This is a genomic window from Streptoverticillium olivoreticuli subsp. olivoreticuli, assembly GCF_003391135.1.
In the GTDB taxonomy this organism is placed as follows: domain Bacteria; phylum Actinomycetota; class Actinomycetes; order Streptomycetales; family Streptomycetaceae; genus Streptomyces; species Streptomyces blastmyceticus.
Genome location: NZ_CP031455.1, coordinates 3,343,043 through 3,357,962, shown reverse-complemented (window position 1 = coordinate 3,357,962; position 14,920 = coordinate 3,343,043). Strand labels below are relative to the sequence as shown.

Genomic DNA, 14,920 nt, shown 5'->3' with positions numbered 1-14,920 from the left:
GGCACCGGTGATCACCTATCGTCGTGCGGGGGCCACAGCGGATGATCAGTGAGGGCAGTCGATGGCGCAGGCGCACATGCAGGAGACGGGCCGAGACGGGACCGGTCCGGAGCGGGCCGGCGCCCGGGCCCGGCGCCTCATGGGCCAGTGGCGGGGCCCGGGCGTCTGGCGGCGCGGCCTGGTCGTCGCCGCGATCGCCGCCCTCCTCGGCCTGCTGATGCTGCTGCACACCCACCTCCCCAACCGGGTGGGCAACCTCGGCAGCCTCACCGAGACCTTCCTGCCGTGGCTCGGCCTCGGCATACCGGTACTGCTCGTCCTCGCCGTGCTGCGCCGCTCCGCGACCGCGCTGATCGCCCTGCTGCTGCCGGCGATCGCCTGGGTCAACCTCTTCGGCGGGCTGCTCACCGACAAGTCGGGCAAGGGCGGCAACTTCACGGTCGCCACCCACAACGTCAACGCCGAGAACCCCGACCCGGCCCGCACCGCCAGGGACGTCGCCGCCTCCGGCGCGGACGTCGTCGCGCTGGAGGAGCTCAAGGCGTCGGCCGTCCCGACGTACGAGAAGGCGCTCGCGAGCAGCTACAAGTACCACTCCGTGCAGGGCACGGTCGGCATCTGGAGCAAGTACCCGCTGCAGCTGGTCCAGCCCGTCGACATCCGCATGGGCTGGACCCGGGCGCTGCGCGCCACGGTCAAGACGCCGCAGGGCCCCGTCGCCGTCTACGTCGCGCACATGCCGTCGGTGCGCGTGAAGTTCAACGCGGGCTTCACCGCCGGACAGCGCGACAACAGCGCCGAGGCGCTCGGCGAGGCCATCGCCAAGGAGCCCGAGAAGAAGGTCCTCCTCCTCGGCGACCTCAACGGCACCATGAACGACCGCTCGCTCGCCCCCATCACCTCGCAGCTGCGCTCCGCGCAGGGCGCCGCGGGCGACGGCTTCGGCTTCAGCTGGCCCGCGAGCTTCCCGATGGCCCGGATCGACCAGATCATGGTGCGCGGCATGGAGCCCGTCTCCGCCTGGACCCTGCCCAAGACGGACAGCGACCACCTGCCGGTGGCGGCGCGGATGAAGATCTGACCGGACTGTTCACCTGATCGTTCGCGAACGGGAACGGCAAAGGGAACATCCTTCTGAGAGGCTTTGTTCTTCGGGGGAACTTTCCGTGGCAGACCGACCCACGGCCCCCCGCAGGAACACCGCCCCCCGAAAGGTCCCCTCATGCCCCTGGCGCTGCTCGCCCTCGCGGTCTCCGCCTTCGGTATCGGCACGACCGAGTTCGTGATGATGGGGCTGCTGCCCAACGTCGCCGACGACCTGGGCACGTCCGTCCCCACCGCCGGCCACCTCGTCTCCGCCTACGCCCTCGGGGTCGTCGTCGGCGCCCCGCTGCTCACCGCCCTCGGCTCCCGCGTCCCGCGCAAGCTCATGCTGGTGCTCCTGATGGGGCTCTTCACCATCGGGAATCTCGCCTCCGCGCTCGCCCCGACCTACGGACTGCTCATCGCCGGACGGGTCCTCGCGGGACTGCCGCACGGCGCCTTCTTCGGCGTCGGAGCGGTCGTCGCCGCCCGGCTGGCGGGCGAGGGCCGCCAGGCGCGCGCCGTCGCCACGATGTTCCTCGGCCTCACCGTCGCCAACATCGTCGGCGTCCCCACCGCCACCCTGCTCGGCCAGCACCTCGGCTGGCGCGCCACCTTCCTGGTCGTCACCGTCATCGGGCTCGTGGCCATGGCCGCGCTCGCCGCCCTCGTCCCGCGGATCCCGCGCGAGCGCGGCGAGGGCCTCGGCCAGGAGCTGCGTGCCCTGGGCGACCGGCAGGTGCTGCTCGGCCTGCTCACCGCCGTCTTCGGATTCGCCGGCGTCTTCGCCGTCTACAGCTATCTCGCCTCGATGATGACCGAGGTCACCGGCTTCGCCGAGTCCTCCGTGACCGTCGTGCTCGCCCTCTTCGGCATCGGCATGACCCTCGGCGCGCTCGTCGCCGGACCGCTGACCGACCGGGCGCTGCGCCCCACGCTGTACGGATCACTGGCCGCGCTCGCCGCCGTGCTGGTCGCCTTCGACTTCACCGTCCACGTGAAGTGGGCGGCGCTCGTCACCGTCGTGATCCTGGGCGCGGTCGGCTTCATGACCACCACACCGCTCCAGATGCTGATCATGAACAAGGCGCGGCAGGCGCCCACGCTCGCCGCCGCCTCCAACCACTCGGCGTTCAACCTGGCCAACGCGGGTGGCGCCTGGCTGGGCGGCGTCGCCATCGCCGCCGGCCGGGGCTGGACCTCCCCGACCCTGGTCGGCGCCGCGCTGGCCGCCGTGGGCCTGGCCGTCGCGGTGACCGCCGGCCTGCTGGACCGCGACCGCTCCACCACCGCGGGCGGCTCCCGGGTCGTCGCCTCCGGCGAGCGGCCGGGCGACCGGGCACCGGAAACCGCCGGCATCCGTCACTGACAGCCCTTGGCCATGGGCGGCGGGCCGTCGGTGGCGCGCGGCACACTGGGAGCATGTGCCGCAGCATCAAGACGCTCAGACCGCCGGTGACGCCCGAGGTGGGCGACGAGGACATCCACGCGGCGGCCCTGCAGTACGTACGGAAGGTGTCCGGCTTCCGGGTGCCCGCCGCGCACAACCAGGCGGTGTTCGAGCACGCCGTGGACGCGGTCGCGCTGGCCACGAAGGCGCTGCTCGACGGGCTGGAGGTACGGGGCGGCGCGCGGCCCCGAAGCGAAAAGGGAAGGAGTGGTCTCGTCAGGCCATGACACAGCCGACGCTCACCGAAGGCCAAGTTTCAGAGATCCGCCGGTTCTGTGTGCGGGGCGGTATCCACCTGGAGATGTCGTCCGGGGTGCCGGTCGTCATCCCGGTGCGCAGTGGATTCCCCACGTGTCCCACGTGCGGCCGGCTGCCGTCGTCCGTGATGCTGGAACCGGGGACGCTCGCGGGCGGGCGGATCACCTATGAAGGATGCGGGCACGTCTTCAAGATCCCACGGGGGGAGCAGACATGAGCGGTGACGAGCGGCAGCAGCAGCCGTGCCAGCACTGCGAGGGCAAGGGCCTCATCGCACAGCCGGACGGCTCGGTCGTGGTCTGCCCGGAGGCGAACGGGCCGGGTCACTACTGATAATTGCCGGACGGGCTGGTCTTCCAGCCCGTCCGACGTTCGAGCCCCGTTACAACGTTTCGCGCCACCGATTGGTGATCGGCAGGCGCCGGTCCTTGCCGAAACCCTTGGCGGAGATCTTCGTGCCCGGCGGATACTGCCGCCGCTTGTACTCCGCGGCGTCGACCATCCGCAGCACCCGCGTGACCAGCTCCGCGTCGAAGCCCGCCGCCACGATCTCCGCGCGGCCGCGGTCCCGGTCGACGTACAGCTCCAGGATCCGGTCCAGCACGTCGTAGTCCGGCAGCGAGTCCGTGTCCACCTGGCCCGGCCGCAGTTCGGCGCTCGGCGGCTTGGTGATGGAGCTCTCCGGGATCGGCGGGGTCTCGCCGCGCTCCTCGGCCGCCCGGTTGCGCCACTCGGCGAGCCGGAAGACCGAGGTCTTGTAGACGTCCTTGATCGGCCCGTACGCGCCGACGGAGTCGCCGTAGAGCGTGGAGTAACCGCAGGCCAGCTCCGACTTGTTGCCCGGCGCGAGCACGATGTGGCCCTCCTGGTTGGAGACCGCCATCAGCATCGTGCCGCGCAGCCGCGACTGGAGGTTCTCCTCCGCGAGCCCGGTGAGCCCCAGCGCCCCCATGTACGCGTCGAACATCGGGGCGATCGGCACCGTTCGCAGGTGCAGACCGGTGCGCCGGGCGAGCTCCTCGGCGTCGGCGATCGAGTGCTCGGAGGAGTAGCGGGACGGCATGGCCACGCCGTGGACGTTCTCCGCGCCGAGCGCGTCGCACGCGATGGCGGCGACGAGCGCGGAGTCGATGCCGCCGGAGAGCCCGATCACGACGCTGCGGAAGCCGTTCTTGGTGACGTACGCGCGCAGGCCGGTGACCAGCGCCTCGTACACCTCCTCATCGTCGCCCAGCCGCTCGGCGACCGTGCCGGGCCACTCCGCCCCGTACGGCGGGAGCGGGTCGGCGGAGAGCACGACGTGGTCGATGCGCAGGCCGTCGTCCACCACCCCGGACGGGGCCTCGGCCGCGGCGGCCGGCAGGTCGAGGTCGATCAGCACGCAGCGCTCCTCGAACTGCGGGGCGCGCGCGACGACTTGGCCGTCGCGGTCGACGACGATCGTGTCCCCGTCGAAGACCAGCTCGTCCTGGCCGCCGGTCATCGCGAGGTACGCGGTCGTGCAGCCGGCCTCCTGGGCGCGCTTGCGGACGAGCTCCAGCCGGGTGTCGTCCTTCTCGCGCTCGTACGGGGAGGCGTTGATCGACAGCAGCAGCCCGGCCCCGGCGGAGCGGGCGGCGGGCACCCGGCCGCCCTCCTGCCACAGGTCCTCGCAGATGGCGAGCGCGACGTCGACGCCGTGCACCCGCACCACCGGCATGGTGTCGCCGGGCACGAAGTAGCGGAACTCGTCGAAGACGCCGTAGTTGGGCAGGTGGTGCTTGGCGAAGGACAGCGCCACCTCGCCCCGGTGCAGCACGGCGGCGGCGTTGCGCGGCGCGCCCGCGGGGCGGCCCAGCCGGGGCTGCGTCTCCTCGCTGCGGTCGAGGTGGCCGACGACGACCGGCAGTTCGCCGAGGCCCTCGGCGGCGAGCCGGGCGGCGAGGGCGCGCAGCGTCTCCCGGCAGGCCTCGACGAAGGAGGAGCGCAGCGCGAGGTCCTCGACGGGGTAGCCCGTCAGCGCCATCTCGGGGAAGGCCGCCAGATGGGCGCCCTGCTCGGCGGAGTGCCGGACCCAGCGGACGATCGACTCGGCGTTCCCGGCGAGGTCGCCGACACAGGAGTCGACCTGATTCAGAGCGAGACGAAGTTGAGCCACGACGTCCAGTGTAATCGTCTGTCTGACGCGATCTAGGGGGAGCGCTGTGAGTGGCGCCATGTCCTGGCGGGCGCATGTGATCTTGTGACAAGCTTCGCCATCTGCCGACGGCATATGCCATGGGCATGTCTTGTTGAAAGTTCTTCCTAGGAGACCGCGTTGAGCACGCAGCCGCCGCAGTGGGGCCCGCCCGCGCCGCAGAGCCCCTACCCCCCGGCCGTGCCGCCTCAGAACCCGTACGGTTCGGGCTACCCGCAGCAGGCGCCGATGGGCTACCCGGCCCCGGGTCCCGCCGCCTACGGCCTGGCGATGAAGCGCCGCAACCCCTTCGCCGTCTGGCTGGGGCTGCCGATCATCACCCTCGGCATCTACGGCATCGTCTGGCACTACAAGGTCAACAAGGAGATGGCGCAGTTCGACAGCCGGCGGCAGATCAACCCCGCCATGTCGGTGCTCGCGATCACGCTGGGCATCTTCCTGGTCATTCCGCCGTATGTCTCGATCTTCAACACCGGCCGGCGCATCTCCGAGGCCCAGCGCGCCGCGGGCCTGTCGCCCTCGTGCAGCGGCGGCCTCGGCCTGCTGCTCGCGTTCCTCGGCTTCCACGGGCTCTACTACCAGTTCGAGCTGAACAAGGTCGTCGACCACTACAACCAGGCCGCGCCCGGCACCCAGGTGCCGCTGGCCGTCTGAGCCACGCCGTACGACAGCCCGCGGGGCCCGCACCGATCCGGTGCGGGCCCCGCGGGCTTCGGTCAGCGCAGGTAGCCGAGGACCGTCATCATCCCGGACTCCGCGTGGTAGACGTTGTGGCAGTGCAGCATCCACAGCCCCGGGTTGTCGGCGTCGAAGTCGACCGCCAGCCGCTGCCCCGGCCGGACGATCGCGGTGTCCTTGCGCGGCCCGCCACCGGGCAGCGCGAAGGTGTGGCCGTGCAGGTGCATGGGGTGCCACATCGTCGTGTCGTTCACGAAGGCGAGCCGGACCCGCTCGCCCGCCGCCACCGGATAGCGCTGGTCGGGCGTGTACTTCTTCTTGTTGATCGCCCAGTCGTACTTCGCCATCCCGCCGGTGAGACGGAACGTGAGAGTCCGGTCGGGGCGGCGGTCCTTGAGGAGCACGCTCCGGTCCGCCTTCAGCCGGTCCGCCGTCAGCAGGGTGCCGTCCAGCTCCCGCGGGCGCGCGGACGCGTCGGGCGCCGAGCCCCCGCCCGTGCGCAGCACGGCGAGCGCAGCGGCCTTCTTGCCCTCCGCCATCGCGACCAGCGGGAACACCCCGTCCTCCGCCTCGACCAGCACGTCGTACCGCTCGCCCATGCCCAGCAGCAGAGTGTCCGTCTCCGCGTGCTCGACGGGGAAGCCGTCCGTGTGCGTGACCGTCATCCGGTGGCCGCCGAGAGACACCCGGAAGGCGGTGTCGCCGCCCGCGTTGAGGAAGCGGATCCGGATGCGGTCGCCGGGCTTCGCGGTGAAGGTCTCCGGGGCGCCGGGCGTGCGCCCGTTGACGAGGTAGTGCGGATAGGCGACGTCGCCCGCGTCCCCGCCGAGGAGCGGGCTGGTCGCGCCCATCATCATCCGGGGCGGGCCGGACCGGGCGGGCTTTCCGGTGTTCATCGCCATGCCCGGCATCTTCGGCATGCCGTGCCCGCCGTGGTCCATGCCGCCGTGGTCCATCCCGCCCATGCCGTCGGAGAGTTCGGCCAGTACCCCCTCGGGTGTGCTGCCGTCCACGCCGTCGACCCAGTCGTCCAGGACGACCACCCACTCCTTGTCATAGGAGAGCGGCTCCTTGGGGTCCTCCACGATCAGCGGCGCGTACAGCCCCCGGTCCTGCTGGACGCCCGAGTGCGGGTGGACCCAGTACGTGCCGGGGTGCGGGACGGTGAAGCGGTAGTCGAACGACGCACCCGCGCGCACGGGGCGCTGGGTGACGTCCGGGACGCCGTCCATGTCGTTGCGCAGCGCCAGCCCGTGCCAGTGCAGCGAGGTGGTCTCGGGCAGGTGGTTGGCGAGGGTCAGCGCGAGCGTGTCGCCGGCGGTGACCCGGATCTCCTGGCCGGGCAGCCGGTCGCCGTACGCCCAGGAGCCGACCGTGAGCCCGCCCAGGTCGAGGCGGGTGGGGGTGGCCGTCAGGGTCACCTTCCGTACGGGCCCGGCGCCGCGCTTCGCCTCGGCGGCGGCGACCTCCTTGCCGTCCGGGGCGAGATAGCCGGCGGAGGGCGTGGCGGCGGGCGAGCCGCTGTCCGAGCCCCCGGAACAGGCGGCGAGCAGTCCGCTTCCGGCAGCGGCGAGCCCCGCGCCGAGCACGGCGCGGCGGGTGGTGGAACGCATGGGGAAAGGCACCTCGTGGTGTCGGGTCCTGCGAGAAGTGGTCGCGGCGCGTGCCACTGCGCGCGGAAGCGCAGCGGCACGCGCCGCTACACGCGCAGGACCGACAGCCGGGCGAGGGCCTTGTGCCGTGGCGGGGGAGGAATCGGCCGGAGGGCGGCGAGCAGCCGCGCGCGAACGACGGCCGGGACCGGAGCGAGGCGCCGCAGCGCGGCCGCGCCGAGCAGCAGGACGAGCACCAGCAGGGCGGACCCGAGCACGGCGAGGCAGACGGACATGGGGTCCATGCCGTGGCTCTCGCCGTGGACGGAGGCGGCGTGGTGGTCGGTCGTCGCGTGCGGTGCGGCGGCCGGATCGCCCGCCATCGCCGCCATCGCGTGCGACGCCGTCCCCCGGTTCTCGCCGTGCCCCGTCGGGTGGCCCAGCGTGTGCATCGTCACGATGCCCAGCAACAGCGCGGCGAACAGCAGCAGCCGACCGCACCAGGCGGTGGCCTTCCGCTGTCCGTCCATCACTCGTCTCCCGGGCGCCCCTGCGACAACTCCGTCGCACCTTACCCCCTCGGGGTATACCTCCTCCAGGTGCCGTTGATGGGATCATTGGGGCGCACACGATCGACGCCCGCATAAAGGACGCTCCACCTCACATGACCATCACGGACCAGGTGAGGGACGACCGTCCCCTCACCACGGGCGCCACCACCCCGGCCTCCGACCGGACGCAGTTCATCTCGTGGGTGACCCTCGCGATGATGACCACGGCGTCGGTCGCCAACCTGCGGCCCTCGCCGTCCATGGCGATCTACGGCCTCGCCGCCGTCTTCCTCTACGTCGTACCCGCCGTGGTCTTCCTGCTGCCGACCGCGCTCGTCTCCGCCGAGCTCGCCTCCGGCTGGACCGGCGGCGTCTACCGCTGGGTGAGCGAAGGGCTCTCGAAGCCGCTCGGCTTCCTGGCCGTCTGGTGCCAGTTCGCGATGACCATCGCCTACTACCCGAGCCTGCTGGCCTATGTGGCCAGCACGTTCGCGTACGTCATCGACCCCCGGCTCGCCGACAACGGCCTCTACATCGCCCTGGTCATCGTCGTCGTCTACTGGTCGGGCGTGCTGATCTCCTCGCGCGGCACGAAGGCGGTCGCCGGGCTGGCAGGGGCGGGCCTGGTGATCGGCACGCTGATCCCCGGCGCGGTCCTCGTCGTGCTCGGGCTGGTCTTCCTCGGCCAGGGCAATGCCCCCGCCGCCCCGATGGACAGCGGCCACTTCCTGCCGCCGTGGACCGGGCTCGCCAGCCTCGTGCTGATCGTCAACAACTTCCTGTCCTACGCGGGCATGGAGATGAACGGCGTGCACGTCGCCTCGCTGCGCGAACCCGGCAAGCAGTTCCCGCGCTCGGTCTTCGCCGCCACCGGACTCGTCCTGCTGATCTTCATCCTCCCCGCGCTCGCCATCAGCTGGGTGATGCCGGGCGCGGACCTCAGCCTGACCGCGGGCGTGATGCAGGCGTTCCAGGGCTTCTTCGACCACTTCCACGTGGGCTGGCTGACCAAGGTCGTCGGCGTCATGCTCGTCGTGGCCGCGCTCGGCGGCATGCTCGCCTGGCTGGCGGGCCCCTCGAAGGGCCTGCTGATGGTCGCCCGGCAGGAGGGCTATCTGCCGCCCGTCCTGCAGAAGCTCAACAAGAACGGCGTGCAGCGCAACATCATGGTCGCCCAGGGCGTGCTCACCACGCTCATCGCCCTGCTCTACGCCTTCATCCCCGATGTCTCCAGCGCCTACTGGATCTTCTCGGTGATCACCACCCAGATCTATCTGGTCGTCTATCTGCTGATGTTCGCCGCCGTCGTCCGGCTGCGCACCACCCAGCCGGACCGGCCCCGCGGCTTCCGCGTCCCGGCCGTGCGGCTGGTCGCGGGCGTCGGCTTCGCGGCGTCGCTCGCGGCCATGTGCATCGGCTTCGTCCCGCCGGACCAGTTCGGCGGCGGGCCGCTGTGGCGCTATCTCCTCACCGTCGGCGGCGGCCTGCTGGTCATCGGCTTCCTCGCACCGATCGCCCTGCTGAAGTTCCGCAAGCCGCACTGGGTGGCGCCCGAGCACCGCGAGCCGGAGCAGGGCGCACCGGAGCGGCCGAAGGCGGACGCCGGGGTGTGACGGCCCGCTCCCGACTGCGTGTACGTGGCGAACCGGCCGGTCGGCCGAGGGGGCGTGGCGCGGGCACCCGTCGCTCGCCGGTACGGTCGTCTCGTCGCGCTCCGGCCGGTGGGCTCCCGCCCCCGGCCGGCGGGTGTCTTCCCGGCGGGCGCGGCGTGGACGGACGGCGACAAGGGGGACAGTGTGGACGGTATGGAGCGGCCACCAGGGCACATGCTGAGGGTCGGCGGGGTGCCGCTGCACGTCGTGTGCGAGGGGTCGGGGCCCGTGTGCGTGCTGAGCGCGGGGCTCGGCATGGGCTGGTTCGACTGGGAACCCGTCGTGCCGCTGCTCACCGACCACCGCACCGTCGTCCGCTTCGACCGGCCCGGGCTCGGCTTCAGCGCGCCGCCCCTGGAACCGCCCACCGCCGCGGGCGAGGCCGCGCGGATAGCGGGCGTCCTCGACGCCCTGGGGCTGAAGGAACCGGCCACGGTCGTCGGCCACTCCCTCGCGGGCTTCCACGCGGAGGCGTTCGCCCGGCTGCACCCGGAGCGCACGGCCGGGATCGTCCTGGTCGACAGCAGTGTGGAGGACGAGCCCAGACCCGCACCCGCCCGTGAGCTGCGCACCACCGCCGCGCACGCCCGGGGCCTGGTCCTCGCCGCCACGGGGCTGCCCCGCGCGCTGGGCCCCTCCCTGCGCAAGCTGACGGTCCGGGCCGCCTCGGTCACCCGCCAGGACCCGGCCTCCGCCGAGCTGGTGCGCCGCACCTACGGAACCGGCCGGGTGCTGCGCGCCCTGCTGATGGAGAACGCCCGCTACCGCGACGTGGCCGCCGAGCTCCACGAGCTGCGGGACCGGCACCCGATGCCACCCGTGCCGGTGACCGTCCTCGCGGCCTCCCCGGGCACCGGCTCCGCCGTGGAGCGCCGCTGGCTGGAGCGCCAGCGCGCCCTCGCGACCCGGCTCGACGGCCGTTTCGAGGCGGTGGCACCGGCGGGCCACCTGCTGATGTACGACCGCCCGCAGTCGATCGCGGCGGCGGTGCTGGCCATGCCGATGATGCCCGAAGGCACCTGAGGGACAGGGGGTGCGGCTCCTTTACGGGCGCCGCACCCGAGGCCCTCCTTTCAACCACTGGCGAAATAGCGCGTGTTGGCTGGCCGGTATCCATGGCCGATGTTCGCCCGTGCCCGACGCGGCCGTATTGACTCGTGGTCACCGCTCGATTCTCCTTGGACTGCTGCGGAGTTCGTGGATTTCGGGTGGCCATGCATCTGATCAAGGACGGCGGATTCGTCGAGTGAATTTTCGGGCGATGGTGCGAGGCGTGGAGTACCGCGATCCCGGGCCGAATTCGGGGTGTCATCCTCCGGAACTCCGCGGCCCCTGCGCGCATTTGCCGTAGCCGGTACCGCGAGAGCGCGGCGGCTTCCCCTTTCGCGTTCCCGCTTCCCTGAGGCATGCCCGGAATTCCCCTGCGCAGCAGCCCACTCCACCCTGACAGGAGACCGTGATGACCACGAACGCCAACGCGTCCGCCTTAGCCGCGTCGCCCTACCCCGACGGCACGATCGTCACCGTGGCCGGCACCGGCACGGCGGGATACGTCGCCGACGGCGGTCCGGCCGCGGGCACCAGCCTCTACTACCCGCGTGGTGTGGCGGTGGACGCGGCGGGCAACCTCTACATCGGCGACCAGAGCAACCACCGGGTGCGGAAGGTGTCCCCGAACGGGATCATCACCACGGTCGCGGGCAACGGCACCGCGGGCTTCGTCTCGGACGGCGGGCCCGCCCTGGGCACCTCGCTCAACAACCCCATCGGTGTGGCGGTGGACGGCGCGCGCAACCTCTACATCGCCGACACGAACAACCACCGGGTGCGGAAGGTGTCCCCGAACGGGATCATCACCACCGTCGCGGGCAACGGTCAGCCCGGGTTCGTCTCCGACGGCGGCCCCGCCGTCGCCACCAAGCTCAACAGCCCGCACGCCGTGGCGGTGGACGCGGCCGGGAACCTCTACATCGCGGACTACGCCAACCACCGGGTGCGGAAGGTGACCCCCAACGGGATCATCACCACGGTGGCGGGCAATGGCCAGGCGGGCTTCGTCTCCGACGGCGGCCCCGCCATCGCCACCAAGCTCTACGGCCCGACCGGGGTGGCGGTCGACGCGGCCGGGAACCTCTACATCGGTGAGTGGAGCGGCCAGCGGGTTCGGAAGGTGGATCCGAACGGCATCATCACCACCGTCGCGGGCAACGGCACCGCGGGCTACGTCTCGGACGGCGGCCCGGCCGTCGCCACGCGGCTCAACATCCCCGGGGCCGTGGCGGTCGACGCCGCCGGGTCCCTGTACATCGCCGAGTACAGCAACCAGCGGGTGCGGAAGGTCGACGCGGACGGGATCATCACGACCGTCGCGGGCGACGGCGTCGCCGGATACGTCGCGGACGGCGGTCCGGCCGTGGGCACGCGGCTGTACGGCCCCATCGGCGTGGCGGTGGACAACGCCGGGGCCCTGTACATCGCCGACTACTCCAACCACCGCGTCCGCAAGGTCTACGGCGCCGCCGCCGTCGTACCGCCCACGCCCCCGGCGGCCGACCTCTACGGCGAGGTCGTGCACCCCGTCTCCGTGCCGCGCGGCCAGGAGTTCGACCTCGGTGCCCGGATCCGCAGCCGCGGCCCGGCGACCGTCGACGGCGGGGACGTGACCGTCGTCCTGACCCTGGCGGAGGGCCTGCTCGGCGGCCCCGGCACCAGCGGCCGCCGCCTGACCCGCACCTTCACGGGCGCCCAGCTCTTCCCCAACGCCGGTTCGCTGGACGGGGTGTTCCGGGTGACCGCCCCCAACGGCCTGATCCCGGGCACGTACGAGTCGACGCTGGAGATCCAGTACGGCGGCGAGCTCAACCTCAAGGACAACACCTACACGCTGCCCGTCTCCATCGTGGTGCCCGCGCCGGTCGGGGACGAGACCGCGCTGACGATCTATCAGGAGACCGTCCCGGAGGCCGCGCCGGGCCAGAGCGCGCGCGTCGACCTGCGCTTCATCTCGCCGACCAGCCGTCCGGTCAACCCCGGGGTCGTCATCCAGCGGTACACCGCCCCGACCGGCTTCGTCTTCACCGGCAAGCCGGTCTACGCCTACCACACCACCTCCCACGGGGTGATCTCCGGCGACCTCGACTTCCAGGTCATCGACGGCGGGCGCACGCTGATCATCGCGGCCAATCCGCACCTGAACACCACCCCCACCGACACCGGCTCCTTCGTCTACTCCATCCCGCTCCTCGCCCTGCCCGGCTCCGCCCCGGGCCTGCGGACGGACGGCTCCGCGACCATCGGCAAGCGGCAGCCGGTGCAGATCGCGGCCAAGGTCACCCGCGTCTCCGCCGAGAGCGCCCGGGTGGAGCAGCTCCAGCGGGACCGGGCCAAGGTCCGGCGCGGGCAGCAGTGGGTGTACCCGGCGGTCTTCAAGGTGACGAACACCGGGCAGAGCCGGATCGGCACCCAGCAGCTCGTCCTCACCGCCCCGGAGGGCCTGCGGTTCACGGAGAACCGGCTGGTCATGACCCGGCAGGACGACGCGCCCAGGGAGACCGTCAACGTCGCCGAGCGGTCGGCCGACAACCGCACCCTGACCGTCCGGGCCTCCGCCCTGGAGCTGGACCCGGGCAAGACGGCGACGCTCTACCCGGAGCTGGAGGTCGACCCGGCGGCCCCGCTCGGCGAGGTGTCGGTGGGCTTCCAGCTGGGCAGCCCGGCCTTCGCCTCCGGAGCGGCCGCCGTCACCGTCGAGGCGTAGCGCCCGGATCCCGTGCCACAAGGGGTGCCGCCCGGTCCGTCACGGACCGGGCGGCACCCCTCGGCGTTTCTCCGGGCCTCCCCGGCCGTTACACGGACGAGGAGCAGCAGGCAGTATGGGGAGTGAGGTACCCCGCACGGGCCGAGGCATTCAGACGCGCGTACGCAACGCACTCGAAATCGTGTGGTGGGATGCTCATGTGCCCCCGATGTGCCCCGCGGCTTGGGAAGGGGCGGCCTGACCGAGGATAGGTGGATTATGGATAAGCAGCAGGAGTTCGTGCTCCGTACGCTCGAAGAGCGCGACATCCGGTTCGTACGGCTGTGGTTCACCGACGTGCTGGGCTATCTGAAGTCCGTGGCCGTGGCCCCGGCGGAGCTGGAGCAGGCCTTCGACGAGGGCATCGGCTTCGACGGCTCGGCGATCGAGGGATTCGCCCGCGTGTACGAATCCGACATGATCGCCAAGCCCGACCCGGGCACCTTCCAGATCCTGCCCTGGCGCGCGGAGGCGCCCGGCACGGCCCGGATGTTCTGCGACATCCTGATGCCGGACGGCTCCCCGTCCTACGCCGACCCGCGCTACGTCCTCAAGCGCATCCTCGCCAAGACCTCCGACCTCGGCTTCACCTTCTACACCCACCCCGAGATCGAGTTCTTCCTGCTCAAGGACAAGCCGGTCGACGGCACCCGCCCGGTGCCCGCCGACTCCTCCGGCTATTTCGACCACACCCCGCAGAACGTGGGCATGGACTTCCGCCGCCAGGCCATCACCATGCTCGAATCCATGGGCATCTCGGTCGAGTTCAGCCACCACGAGGGGGCCCCCGGCCAGCAGGAGATCGACCTGCGCTACGCCGACGCGCTCTCCACCGCCGACAACGTCATGACCTTCCGGCTCGTGATGAAGCAGGTCGCGCTGGAACAGGGCGTGCAGGCCACCTTCATGCCCAAGCCGTTCTCGGAATTCCCCGGCTCGGGCATGCACACCCACCTCTCCCTCTTCGAGGGCGACCGCAACGCCTTCTACGAGTCGGGCGCCGAGTACCAGCTCTCCAAGGTCGGCCGGTCCTTCATCGCCGGACTGCTCCGGCACGCCGCCGAGATCTCCGCCGTCACCAATCAGTGGGTCAACTCCTACAAGCGCATCTGGGGCGGCTCGGCCCGCAGCGCCGGCGCCGGCGGCGAGGCCCCCTCGTACATCTGCTGGGGCCACAACAACCGCTCCGCGCTCATCCGCGTGCCCATGTACAAGCCCGGCAAGACCGGCTCCGCCCGCGTCGAGGTCCGCTCCATCGACTCCGGCGCCAACCCCTACCTCACCTACGCCGTGCTGCTTGCCGCCGGCCTCAAGGGCATCGAGGAGGGCTACGAGCTGCCCGCCGGTGCCGACGACGACGTCTGGGCGCTGTCCGACGCCGAGCGACGGGCCATGGGCATCGAGCCGCTGCCGCAGAACCTCGGCGAGGCGATCGAGCTGATGGAGCGCAGCGAACTGGTCGCCGAGACGCTGGGCGAGCACGTCTTCGACTTCTTCCTGCGCAACAAGAAGCAGGAGTGGGAGGAGTACCGTTCGGAAGTGACCGCGTTCGAGCTCCGCAAGATGCTGCCTGTGCTGTGACGTAGCCGGGTGCGGCACCGTTGCTGCCTGCGGCGGGAGCTCCCTGCGGGAGCGTCCCTCAAACGCCGGACGGGCTGAACTGCCGCCCGTCCGGCGTCGGAGA

Annotated in this window: 12 protein-coding genes; 9 read left to right on the top strand and 3 right to left on the bottom strand. The window is 71.6% G+C overall.

Annotated elements, in window-relative coordinates:
* The first annotated feature begins 139 nt into the window (after positions 1 to 139).
* The 4 genes from DXZ73_RS14230 (at position 140) to DXZ73_RS14215 (ending at position 3,008) form a co-directional block, all read left to right on the top strand.
* Positions 140 to 1,081, top strand: coding sequence for an endonuclease/exonuclease/phosphatase family protein (locus DXZ73_RS14230; RefSeq protein WP_425315915.1), 942 nt, complete (start codon positions 140 to 142; stop codon positions 1,079 to 1,081).
* Between the two features lie 141 nt (positions 1,082 to 1,222).
* Complete coding sequence (locus DXZ73_RS14225) at positions 1,223 to 2,452, top strand: MFS transporter (protein WP_116211367.1); 1,230 nt, start codon at positions 1,223 to 1,225, stop codon at positions 2,450 to 2,452.
* A gap of 53 nt (positions 2,453 to 2,505) precedes the next feature.
* Positions 2,506 to 2,760: a DUF2277 domain-containing protein gene (locus DXZ73_RS14220; RefSeq protein WP_116211366.1), complete on the top strand. Its 255-nt coding sequence runs from the start codon at positions 2,506 to 2,508 to the stop codon at positions 2,758 to 2,760.
* Positions 2,757 to 3,008 (top strand): hypothetical protein, encoded by a 252-nt coding sequence (locus tag DXZ73_RS14215; protein ID WP_116211365.1) that lies wholly within the window; start codon positions 2,757 to 2,759, stop codon positions 3,006 to 3,008. The genes DXZ73_RS14220 and DXZ73_RS14215 overlap by 4 nt, the downstream gene beginning before the upstream one ends.
* A gap of 165 nt (positions 3,009 to 3,173) precedes the next feature.
* Here the strand turns inward: DXZ73_RS14215 and DXZ73_RS14210 are convergent, their stop codons facing one another.
* Positions 3,174 to 4,928, bottom strand: a complete 1,755-nt coding sequence (locus DXZ73_RS14210; RefSeq protein WP_116211364.1) for an NAD+ synthase — start codon at positions 4,926 to 4,928, stop codon at positions 3,174 to 3,176.
* Positions 4,929 to 5,087: 159 nt separating this feature from the next.
* On the opposite strand from DXZ73_RS14210, the gene DXZ73_RS14205 reads away from it, so the two are divergent.
* Positions 5,088 to 5,621: a DUF4234 domain-containing protein gene (locus tag DXZ73_RS14205; RefSeq protein ID WP_240351334.1), complete on the top strand. Its 534-nt coding sequence runs from the start codon at positions 5,088 to 5,090 to the stop codon at positions 5,619 to 5,621.
* A gap of 62 nt (positions 5,622 to 5,683) precedes the next feature.
* Here DXZ73_RS14205 and DXZ73_RS14200 read toward each other — a convergent pair whose 3' ends face one another.
* Together DXZ73_RS14200 and DXZ73_RS14195 are read right to left on the bottom strand one after the other, a co-directional pair.
* On the bottom strand, positions 5,684 to 7,258 hold the full coding sequence (locus DXZ73_RS14200; protein ID WP_116211363.1) for a multicopper oxidase family protein: 1,575 nt from the start codon (positions 7,256 to 7,258) through the stop codon (positions 5,684 to 5,686).
* Between the two features lie 86 nt (positions 7,259 to 7,344).
* The gene (locus tag DXZ73_RS14195) at positions 7,345 to 7,767 is read right to left on the bottom strand and encodes a DUF6153 family protein (RefSeq protein WP_116211362.1); all 423 of its coding nucleotides are present in this window, start codon (positions 7,765 to 7,767) and stop codon (positions 7,345 to 7,347) included.
* A gap of 134 nt (positions 7,768 to 7,901) precedes the next feature.
* On the opposite strand from DXZ73_RS14195, the gene DXZ73_RS14190 reads away from it, so the two are divergent.
* From DXZ73_RS14190 to glnA, 4 genes are all read left to right on the top strand, one after another.
* Complete coding sequence (locus tag DXZ73_RS14190) at positions 7,902 to 9,401, top strand: APC family permease (RefSeq protein WP_116211361.1); 1,500 nt, start codon at positions 7,902 to 7,904, stop codon at positions 9,399 to 9,401.
* 192 nt (positions 9,402 to 9,593) lie between these two features.
* Positions 9,594 to 10,463: an alpha/beta fold hydrolase gene (locus DXZ73_RS14185; protein ID WP_205519346.1), complete on the top strand. Its 870-nt coding sequence runs from the start codon at positions 9,594 to 9,596 to the stop codon at positions 10,461 to 10,463.
* A gap of 436 nt (positions 10,464 to 10,899) precedes the next feature.
* Entirely contained in the window at positions 10,900 to 13,197 is a 2,298-nt protein-coding gene (locus tag DXZ73_RS38090) for an NHL repeat-containing protein (protein WP_162890162.1), read from the top strand.
* Positions 13,198 to 13,455: 258 nt separating this feature from the next.
* Positions 13,456 to 14,817 carry a type I glutamate--ammonia ligase gene (gene glnA, locus DXZ73_RS14175; protein WP_116211359.1) on the top strand — a complete coding sequence of 454 codons (1,362 nt, stop codon included), beginning with the start codon at positions 13,456 to 13,458 and terminating at the stop codon, positions 14,815 to 14,817.
* Positions 14,818 to 14,920 lie beyond the last annotated feature (103 nt).

Bases quoted from the DNA above. Each gene is read 5' to 3' on its own strand.
- DXZ73_RS14230 (WP_425315915.1), top strand. From the start codon at position 140: ATGGGCCAGTGGCGGGGCCCGGGCGTCTGGCGGCGCGGCCTGGTCGTC.
- DXZ73_RS14225 (WP_116211367.1), top strand. From the start codon at position 1,223: ATGCCCCTGGCGCTGCTCGCCCTCGCGGTCTCCGCCTTCGGTATCGGC.
- DXZ73_RS14220 (WP_116211366.1), top strand. From the start codon at position 2,506: ATGTGCCGCAGCATCAAGACGCTCAGACCGCCGGTGACGCCCGAGGTG.
- DXZ73_RS14215 (WP_116211365.1), top strand. From the start codon at position 2,757: ATGACACAGCCGACGCTCACCGAAGGCCAAGTTTCAGAGATCCGCCGG.
- DXZ73_RS14200 (WP_116211363.1), bottom strand. From the start codon at position 7,258: ATGCGTTCCACCACCCGCCGCGCCGTGCTCGGCGCGGGGCTCGCCGCT.
- DXZ73_RS14195 (WP_116211362.1), bottom strand. From the start codon at position 7,767: ATGGACGGACAGCGGAAGGCCACCGCCTGGTGCGGTCGGCTGCTGCTG.
- DXZ73_RS14190 (WP_116211361.1), top strand. From the start codon at position 7,902: ATGACCATCACGGACCAGGTGAGGGACGACCGTCCCCTCACCACGGGC.
- DXZ73_RS14185 (WP_205519346.1), top strand. From the start codon at position 9,594: ATGGAGCGGCCACCAGGGCACATGCTGAGGGTCGGCGGGGTGCCGCTG.
- DXZ73_RS38090 (WP_162890162.1), top strand. From the start codon at position 10,900: ATGACCACGAACGCCAACGCGTCCGCCTTAGCCGCGTCGCCCTACCCC.
- glnA (WP_116211359.1), top strand. From the start codon at position 13,456: ATGGATAAGCAGCAGGAGTTCGTGCTCCGTACGCTCGAAGAGCGCGAC.